7 protein-coding genes and 9 tRNA genes are annotated in these 8,944 nt (G+C 44.4%); 3 read left to right on the forward strand and 13 right to left on the reverse strand.

Features of this window, described 5'->3' with window-relative positions:
- The 13 genes from R7F64_RS23360 to mutY all read right to left on the reverse strand — a co-directional run bounded on the left by R7F64_RS23360 (position 1) and on the right by mutY (position 5,797).
- Positions 1–76, reverse strand: a tRNA-Thr gene (locus R7F64_RS23360).
- Between the two features lie 52 nt (positions 77–128).
- Positions 129–204 (reverse strand) — tRNA-Phe (locus tag R7F64_RS23365).
- A gap of 233 nt (positions 205–437) precedes the next feature.
- Positions 438–2,063, reverse strand: coding sequence for a methyl-accepting chemotaxis protein (locus tag R7F64_RS23370; RefSeq protein ID WP_017635717.1), 1,626 nt, complete (start codon positions 2,061–2,063; stop codon positions 438–440).
- Between the two features lie 275 nt (positions 2,064–2,338).
- Positions 2,339–2,414, reverse strand: a tRNA-Asn gene (locus tag R7F64_RS23375).
- 45 nt (positions 2,415–2,459) lie between these two features.
- Positions 2,460–2,535, reverse strand: a tRNA-Phe gene (locus tag R7F64_RS23380).
- A 7-nt stretch (positions 2,536–2,542) separates the two neighbouring features.
- Positions 2,543–2,618 (reverse strand) — tRNA-Thr (locus R7F64_RS23385).
- Between the two features lie 71 nt (positions 2,619–2,689).
- Positions 2,690–2,765, reverse strand: a tRNA-Asn gene (locus R7F64_RS23390).
- 45 nt (positions 2,766–2,810) lie between these two features.
- Positions 2,811–2,886 (reverse strand) — tRNA-Phe (locus R7F64_RS23395).
- 7 nt (positions 2,887–2,893) lie between these two features.
- Positions 2,894–2,969: transfer RNA gene (locus tag R7F64_RS23400), tRNA-Thr, on the reverse strand.
- Between the two features lie 66 nt (positions 2,970–3,035).
- Positions 3,036–3,111, reverse strand: a tRNA-Phe gene (locus tag R7F64_RS23405).
- Positions 3,112–3,211: 100 nt separating this feature from the next.
- Positions 3,212–4,351: a membrane-bound lytic murein transglycosylase MltC gene (gene mltC, locus R7F64_RS23410; RefSeq protein ID WP_005381001.1), complete on the reverse strand. Its 1,140-nt coding sequence runs from the start codon at positions 4,349–4,351 to the stop codon at positions 3,212–3,214.
- 77 nt (positions 4,352–4,428) lie between these two features.
- Positions 4,429–4,701, reverse strand: coding sequence for an oxidative damage protection protein (locus R7F64_RS23415; RefSeq protein WP_005381002.1), 273 nt, complete (start codon positions 4,699–4,701; stop codon positions 4,429–4,431).
- A gap of 19 nt (positions 4,702–4,720) precedes the next feature.
- A complete protein-coding gene (mutY, locus tag R7F64_RS23420) occupies positions 4,721–5,797 on the reverse strand; it encodes an A/G-specific adenine glycosylase (RefSeq protein ID WP_017635575.1) in 1,077 nt (358 codons plus the stop codon).
- 203 nt (positions 5,798–6,000) lie between these two features.
- Here mutY and trmB point away from each other — a divergent pair, with 203 nt between their 5' ends.
- From trmB to glsB, 3 genes are all read left to right on the forward strand, one after another.
- Positions 6,001–6,720, forward strand: coding sequence for a tRNA (guanosine(46)-N7)-methyltransferase TrmB (trmB, locus tag R7F64_RS23425; RefSeq protein ID WP_005384506.1), 720 nt, complete (start codon positions 6,001–6,003; stop codon positions 6,718–6,720).
- 17 nt (positions 6,721–6,737) lie between these two features.
- Positions 6,738–7,766: a DNA methylase gene (locus tag R7F64_RS23430; protein ID WP_318072113.1), complete on the forward strand. Its 1,029-nt coding sequence runs from the start codon at positions 6,738–6,740 to the stop codon at positions 7,764–7,766.
- Positions 7,767–7,864: 98 nt separating this feature from the next.
- The gene (glsB, locus tag R7F64_RS23435; RefSeq protein WP_005381007.1) at positions 7,865–8,785 is read left to right on the forward strand and encodes a glutaminase B; all 921 of its coding nucleotides are present in this window, start codon (positions 7,865–7,867) and stop codon (positions 8,783–8,785) included.
- Positions 8,786–8,944 lie beyond the last annotated feature (159 nt).

Here is an 8,944-nt window from a genome sequence, read left to right on the forward strand (position 1 = left end):
TGGTGCCGACTACCGGAATCGAACTGGTGACCTACTGATTACAAGTCAGTTGCTCTACCTACTGAGCTAAGTCGGCACATTTTATTCTTTAACATTGTTCGTGCTAAGCACCAACAATTAATAAATTGTGGTGCCCGGAGGCGGAATCGAACCACCGACACGAGGATTTTCAATCCTCTGCTCTACCGACTGAGCTATCCGGGCGACGAGGTGTATTAAAAGGCTTTTCGGCTTTCAGGTCAACAATAAAATTAAAATAAAATATCGTTTGATGAATTTGTGCTCGGAGTGGGCTGTTTTTATGCGTTTTTAGCAGCAATGCGCCATGCTTTAAGCGATGTTTTAACATTGATAGTGTGTTCACTTGCAAAATAAAGGCGATAAAAACAAAAAAGCACGTCTGAAAACGTGCTTTTTATTGAACAATTGACTTTAAACTAGTGCTTTACTGAGAACTTGTTTACCCAACCTTCTAGCTCATTCGCTAGTGAAGCTAAACTTTGAGTACTTGATTGACTCTCGGTTACGACAGAGTTGAGTTGGCCTCCGCTTTCATCGATAAGGTTTATGCGTAGCGCAATATCATCGCTAACCTGCGTCTGCTCAGCGGCAGCAGTAGCGATCTGCTGGCTCATTGTGGTGATAGATTCTAACGCCGTTACAATTTGCTGTAGAGCTTCAGAGGCATTCTTAGACTCTGTAACAGTGCTTTCACTGGTTTCTGCACATATTTCCATTGTGTGAATGGCATTGCGAGAGCCTTCTTGCAGATTGGAGATCATATACTGAATCTCTTTTGTGCTGTCTTGTGTGCGTCCTGCTAGGTTGCGTACCTCATCAGCAACGACTGCGAAGCCTCGGCCTTGTTCTCCAGCTCGTGCTGCTTCAATGGCTGCATTGAGTGCCAATAGGTTTGTTTGCTCTGCAATATCACCAATCACATCGAGCACTTTTACAATATTATTTACATCCTGATCTAGATCGGCGACCGCTTTACTCGCAGTATTTAATTGAGAAGCTAAACCTTGAATGTTTTCAACCGTGTTATGAATGAGTTTCTGAGTATGTTGGCTTTGTTTGTCAGCCTCGTCCGTATTGTTTGCGGTGTCGCTTGCTGAATTGGCAACATGGTTGGCTGAAGATGCCATTTCAGTCATCGCAGTGGCAATCATCGCCGTTGATTGCTGCTGAGATACGGTAAGATCGGCAATCGTATTTGATCGAGCCTCTACGGCAAACAACTCTGCGCGCAGTGCATGCATAGACTTCTCTAGGTTTGTCACCATGGTAGCTAGTGATTGACTCATATCTTGCACGGCACGATAGATACTTCCTCTCGGTGCCACAGTATCAAAACTGGTCTGAATGTCTCCTTGAGCGACAGCTTGAACTGCTTTACGCACGTCGTTAGGCTCTCCACCAAGTAGATTAAGCATTTTGCGAATCGAAATGATCAGGCCACTTAGAATACTTCCCGCGATAATCAGACACAGCACAAGCTGCCATTGTGCTGTCGACCAAAAACGTGCGTTAACTTCATTAAAGCCAATACCTGTACCGACAACCCAGCCCCAGTGTGGTGTTTTTTCTGCTATCGAGTGTTTTTCTTCAATGCTGCCGTCAGCTTGTTTTTGGCTCCAGGTATATTCAACGATCTGACCTGTTTTGTGCCCCAATACATCTAGAATGAGTTGGCCTACGCTATTACCACTGCCATCTTTAAAGTCATGGAAGCTGGTTCCGTGCAGTTGAGGGTCTAGTGGTGCGGCGATGAACATCATATTTTCATCTGCGACATAAACGTATTCGTTGTCTTTGTAGATATTGTTACGAAGTAGGCGAGTGGCTAATGCTTTCGCTTCGTCTTCCGGCATTTTGCCTTCGATAGCCATCTTTTCTACTTCGGTAAGTATGCTGTACGCACTTTTAAATAGCTCAGTAACTCGAGCTTTGTTATCAAGGTTACTTGCGACGCGAAGTGTCCATAAGCCCGTTGCGGTCAGAGCTAGGAGAGCTAGCAATATGATCGCAGATAATAAATAGGCTTGAGTTTTTAGTTTCATATTTAGCTCACAAATAAAGTGTTATCACTATGCAAGGCATAGCTAAAAGAAGAAATGTAATAACTCGGGCATCTTAGTGAAGATGAATATGCTCGGATACTAATGCGTATTAAAATTACGATGAGGATTAAATTTTTAGCGTGAAATAAGTGTTTTTGAAGAAAGGATTTAATGTTCGCTGATGTTTAGAAATGAAGTGCAGATAAATGGGAAAGCGAGAAATGACGTATAAAGCAGATACAAAAAAGCCGCATCAAGTGATGCGGCTTTAAAATTGGCTCCTCCTGCTGGGCTCGAACCAGCGACCTGCGGATTAACAGTCCGTCGCTCTACCAACTGAGCTAAGGAGGAATTATTATTTTTTGTGTCTTGCTTATGAAGCAAGTGCACCAAATATGGTGCCTCGAGGCGGAATCGAACCACCGACACGAGGATTTTCAATCCTCTGCTCTACCGACTGAGCTATCGAGGCAAAAGAATGGTGCCGACTACCGGAATCGAACTGGTGACCTACTGATTACAAGTCAGTTGCTCTACCTACTGAGCTAAGTCGGCACACTGTATTCTTTTTAGAAGAGATTATCTCTTCTGTTTTTAAAATCTCACTTAAGTAAGATTCTAGAAATTGGCTCCTCCTGCTGGGCTCGAACCAGCGACCTGCGGATTAACAGTCCGTCGCTCTACCAACTGAGCTAAGGAGGAACTATTCTTTTTTGTGTCTTGCTTATGAAGCAAGTGCACCAAATATGGTGCCTCGAGGCGGAATCGAACCACCGACACGAGGATTTTCAATCCTCTGCTCTACCGACTGAGCTATCGAGGCAAAAGAATGGTGCCGACTACCGGAATCGAACTGGTGACCTACTGATTACAAGTCAGTTGCTCTACCTACTGAGCTAAGTCGGCACACTTTATTCTTTGTGCTTTTGTCCGTGTTATAACATTTCGTTAAGACACCAACAAATCAAATTGTGGTGCCCGGAGGCGGAATCGAACCACCGACACGAGGATTTTCAATCCTCTGCTCTACCGACTGAGCTATCCGGGCAACGGAGCGCTATTAAACGGATTTTCCCGCGTTGCGTCAACCACTTTTTTTAAATAATTTCAAAAAAGTGGTTGTTCGAACGCTTTTTATTCAACTGTCACTACAAAGTTTGCTTCGAGTTAAATTCCTTTTTGAAATTTGTAACTTTTTCTAGGTAGCGACGCGCTTCTGCGTTCGGGTGTTTCTTGGTTAACGCCCAATAAACTTGGTTGGGTTGCAATGAATTAAGATCTTGCATTGCGCGTTTGCGATCACTGCGATGAAATGTGTTTAAAACTCCTCCAGTACCGCCATTGTAAGCTGAAATCATGCTGTACTCGAGAGAGGTAGGGTGGCGGACTTCTCTTAAATAACGATTTTTTAAGATATAGAAATACGCAGTACCGGTATCTATGTTGTTTTCTGGATTAAACAAATATTCAGGGCTTGGTTGGCCCGAGCGCTTTTTCACGAGTTTGAACACATCTCGTCCCGCTGTTTTAGGTACAACTTGCATTAGGCCATATGCATTTGCCCAACTTACCGCGTATGGGTTGAAACTGCTCTCGGTTTTAATAATGGCGTATATCAAGTCTTCTGGAATGTCGTATTTCTTGGAAGCTCGACGCACGATATCGGCGTATTGGTAGCTGCGAGTTGAAAAGTGGTCTTCAACCATGGGAATTTCGACGTAATACGCTTTCTTGAAATCTACATTTTTGGTTTTTATTTTATTTGCGATGAGGTATTCCGCAAATCGGTTTGCCCGCCAAGACCATTGAATTGGCTTATTGTCTTGGTCGACAACTTGTTTATACAGGAATGGTTGCCCCTCTAACGTGATACCTTTAGAGGAGAATAAGTCGACGTGAGCGGGATCGTCTGGTGTTAATAAGGTGGTGACAATCGCGTCTTTTAGGTGTTTTTGGGGCTCGGTCGGTGATACGGTCTCTATCGTGATCACGCCTTTGCGAAAGTCGACCTCGGCGCGGCTAAGGTAGTTATCGATGTACTTAACGTAATTACTCTTGCCAGCGTACTTGATTTCTTTTTTACCCCAGCGCTTTTGAATATTGCCTGAAAAGCTATTGATTAAGGCATCTAGCGCCGCAGTATCTTTTTCAAATTGTCCTGGTAGCTCAGCTAAGTTATTGGCAAAACGGTTTGTTGGCTCGTAGTTGACGTCATAAATCTTTTCGACGAATTCACGGCTACAGCCTGCCATTAAAAGTGCGGCAGCGATAAAGACAATTTTTTTCATAAGTATCAGAGTTATTGAAGGTAATAGAAAAATGACACCACAAATGGTTGTGATGTCATTGTTTAACTCAAGCGACTTTATTCGCTCGGCGGTGTGTAACCTTCGATATGAACGTCTTTTCCTTCAAAGAGGAAATTTACCATTTCTGTTTCGATCAGTTTGCGGTGTTCTGGATCCATCATGTTGAGTTTCTTCTCGTTGATCAACATGGTTTGTTTGTGTTGCCACTGAGCCCACGCTTCTTTCGAGATGTTGTCGAAAATGCGTTTACCTAGTTCACCAGGGTAAAGTTGAAAGTCTAGACCTTCGCCTTCTTTCTTTAGTCGAGCACAAAATACAGTGCGGCTCATAATGACTCCTTGTATTCAATTAACGAAGTTCGTGGGGTAGCGTTTCCAGCAATAGTTTTACTGGCGCGGCTAAACCGACTTCTTCAGGTTTAGATAAGTTATACCAAAGACCTTTGTTGCCTTCCATTATCACGTCCGGTTGCTTTGATAAATCAATCAAAATTGGCGTGATATCTAGGTGGTAATGGCTGAATGTATGACGAAAGGTAATCAGTGTTTGCTTCTGTTTGATATTGCTGGCTTGAATGCCGCGTTGATCCAGTAGCAATTCAATGTCGCTTTCTGCATCCACATGTTCGGTTTGTGGGAAGCAGAATAAGCCACCCCAAATGCCTGTTTGTGGTCTTTGCTCCAACCACACCTCATGACCATTTTCGGTGTTGTGGTGAAGCATCACGAAACGAGTTTGCTTGATTGGCTTATCTTTCTTCGGTTTTTTGCCCGGGTAGTCGAGCACATTACCTTGTTGCTTTGCCACACACAGATCAGCAACAGGGCAGAGGCTACATTTGGGTTTGCTGCGTGTGCAGACCATTGCGCCCATGTCCATCATTGCCTGGTTATACTTATCTACATCCGTTTGTGGGGTGTGCGTTTCGGCAATTTCCCACAGCTGGTTTTCAACCTTTTTTTGTCCTGGCCATCCTGCAACTGCGAAACAGCGGGATAGGGTGCGCTTCACGTTACCATCAAGAATCGCGTGTGGTTGTTTATACACAGACGATAAAATGGCGGCAGCAGTAGAGCGACCAATCCCCGGTAGGGCGTTCATTTTCTCTATATCAAGAGGAAACTCACCATTGTATGTAGAGGCGACCTCTTGTGCTGCTTTGTGAAGGTTACGGGCTCGGGCGTAATACCCTAAGCCAGTCCAAAGGTGTAGGACTTCATCTTGCTCAGCATTGGCAAGATCGATCACGGTTGGAAAGCGCTCCAAAAAACGTTGGTAATACGGAATAACCGTAGTGACCTGAGTTTGCTGAAGCATAATTTCAGACAACCAGACACTGTATGCGGTCTTATTTTGTTGCCACGGAAGATCTTTTCTTCCATATGCGTCATACCATTCTAGGATGGCACTGGCGAAAGGTGTCACGACTTGCTCTGTATTCTATTATTGGTTAGGTGCAAAATTGCACCACATAATGGGCAAGAAGTACAACGGATAAACAGTAGGGATATAAAGAGGTGTTTCGTTGCTTTTGGGTTGCCATAGACCAAGAGCTCAACAAATACTTGCACCTAAGTAAATTCTTTGGATAATCCCCGCTTTGATTAATCAATGTGCAGGCAAAATCAATGAGTGAAGTAACCACTAACGAATACAACGAAGACGGAAAGCTGATCCGCAAAATCCGCAGCTTTGTACGCCGTGAAGGGCGTTTGACTAAAGGTCAAGAGAGCGCGATGAATGAATGCTGGCCTACGATGGGTATTGACTTCAAAGCTGAACTTCTCGATTGGAAAGAGGTGTTTGGCAACGATAACCCAGTAGTGCTTGAGATCGGTTTTGGTATGGGTGCTTCATTGGTTGAAATGGCAAAGAACGCGCCAGAGAAAAACTTCATCGGTATCGAAGTTCATAGCCCAGGCGTTGGTGCTTGTCTTGCCGATGCTCGCGAGGCGGGAATTACTAACCTGCGTGTAATGTGTCACGATGCGGTAGAAGTATTCGAACACATGATCCCAAATGGCAGCTTATCGACACTGCAATTGTTCTTCCCAGACCCTTGGCATAAGAAGCGTCACCACAAGCGTCGTATTGTTCAATTAGGTTTTGCGGAAATGGTGCGTGAGAAGCTTATCCCTAATGAAGGTATTTTCCACATGGCGACCGACTGGGAAAACTACGCAGAGCACATGATTGAAGTGATGAACCAAGCGCCAGGTTTCGAAAACATTGCTAAAGATGGTGATTTCGTTCCTCGTCCAGACGATCGCCCGCTAACGAAGTTTGAAGCTCGTGGTCACCGTCTTGGTCATGGTGTTTGGGATATCAAATATAAGCGTATTGCGTAACCAGAGGAGTTCATGGGATGTACCATTACGCGATATTAGCGAATCCGGGTCATAACCGAATTTACTTTGATAGCGCAATGACCATTGCCTGTTCTGAACTAAAAGCAATTTTAGCTTCACAAGGCGTGGATGTGACAGAAATTGGTAGTAAAAACGTTGGCTTACCTGCTGCGTTGGTGTTTTCTTGTCAGGAGGCGCTAACCGATGAGCAGGCGCGAAGAATCGCAGCCTCTTCGATTTACTATGCGCTATTTGAAGTGCGCGAAGATGGTTTACTTCGACCAGTTCAAGCGCCCGTATTTAACACTTTCCCGGAAAGCATGAGCCAGATTTTGCGCTACACCGGGAAAACAAATGAGCAGTTTACCCGTTTGATGGTGAATATCGGCATTAGTGCGTCCAATACGGGAAGTGAACAACTGACCTTAATGGATCCAATGTGTGGTAAAGGTACAACCTTATTTGAAGGCTTGATCCACGGTTTGAACGTGGTAGGGGTTGAGATCAACGCCAAGTGGGTGCAAGAGATCCAGACCTTTATTGTTAAGTTCATGAAGAATGGCCGCTTTAAGCACAAAGTGAGCAAAGAAAAGCGCACTGCGGGTGGCAAGAAAGTGGCGGATGGTTTCGTGGTTGAAACTGCAGCAAATAAAGAAGATTACAACCAAGGCAATCTTCAGTTTATGAAGCTGTATTCGGCTGATACTCGTATCGCTGATCAAGTCGTGAAAAAGAACTCAGTTGATGTGATGGTGTCTGACTTGCCTTACGGCGTGCAGCACGGCAGCAAAAATGCCAAGGACAGCAAACTGAACCGTAGTCCACTAGAGCTTTTAAAAGAGGCTCTGCCTGCATGGAAAGTGGTATTGAAAAAGCAAGGTTCAGTGGTGTTGTCTTTCAATGAATTCACATTGAAATGGAAAGATGTCGCGGCATTATTTGAAGAGCAAGGTTGGAAGGTACTTTCAGAAGAGCCTTACATCGGTTATCTTCACCGTGTTGATCAATCTATCAACCGCAATATTATTGTGGCAGTAAAACCATAATCGACTTGAGTCGAACGAACCCTATGGAAAAGCCAACGACACGTTGGCTTTTTTTACCTCTGAGCTCAACGAGTTCTCTTGTAAATAGAAGGTAGAGAATGAAACCGACAGTGGAAATTTTGACAGATATTTTGGCGGAAGTACGCCCTTTAATCGGCCAAGGTAAAGTGGCTGATTACATTCCTGCTCTGGCAAAAGTACCCAGCAACAAGTTAGGTATTGCGGTATACACCAACGAAGGTGAGGTTATTAAGGCGGGTGATGCCGATGAACCTTTCTCTATCCAATCTATTTCAAAAGCATTGAGCTTGACGTTAGCGATGTGCTTGTACAAGCAAGAAGAAATTTGGTCTCGAGTGGGAAAAGAGCCTTCGGGGCAGGCATTTAATTCGCTAATCCAGCTAGAAATGGAGCAAGGTATTCCTCGTAATCCATTTATAAATGCTGGAGCGATAGTAGTGGCGGATTTGTTACAAACTCGCTTATCTGCGCCTCGTCAGCGCCTGTTGGAGTTTGTGCGTCAGCTTTCTGGTGATACCCATATTGTGTATGACAAAGTCGTTGCGGCATCCGAAATGATGCATGGTGATCGTAATGCGGCGATTGCATATCTCATGCGTTCGTTTGGCAACTTCGAAAATGAAGTGATTCCAGTACTACAAAACTACTTCCACGCTTGTGCGCTGAAGATGAGTTGCGTCGATTTGGCTAAAACGTTTAGCTATTTAGCAAACAAGGGCACATCGGTACAAACGGGTAAGCCTGTAGTTTCTCCTGTGCAAACCAAACAACTTAATGCACTGTTAGCAACGTGTGGCTTGTATGATGGCGCGGGCGAGTTTGCTTATCGCGTTGGAATGCCTGGTAAGTCTGGTGTTGGTGGTGGCATTATCGCGGTAGTACCTGGTGAAATGACCATTTCAGTATGGTCTCCAGAGCTTGATCCTTCAGGTAACTCGCTTGCTGGTACTAAGGCGCTTGAGCTGCTCTCAGAGCGAATTGGCCGTTCAATTTTCTAATATTGGAAATGTGTCAACCTTATTTAGGGTGGTACTGTTTCTAAATAAAAAGCCTCTCAATTGAGAGGCTTTTTTTGTTTTGGGTGTGCCGTCCTAAATAAGGTTGACACTTTCCACCCCCAAAATTGGAGAGTGTTATGAAATCAACAACTAAAAGAA

This window comes from Vibrio sp. Vb1980 (assembly GCF_033338615.1).
Taxonomy (GTDB): domain Bacteria; phylum Pseudomonadota; class Gammaproteobacteria; order Enterobacterales; family Vibrionaceae; genus Vibrio; species Vibrio alginolyticus.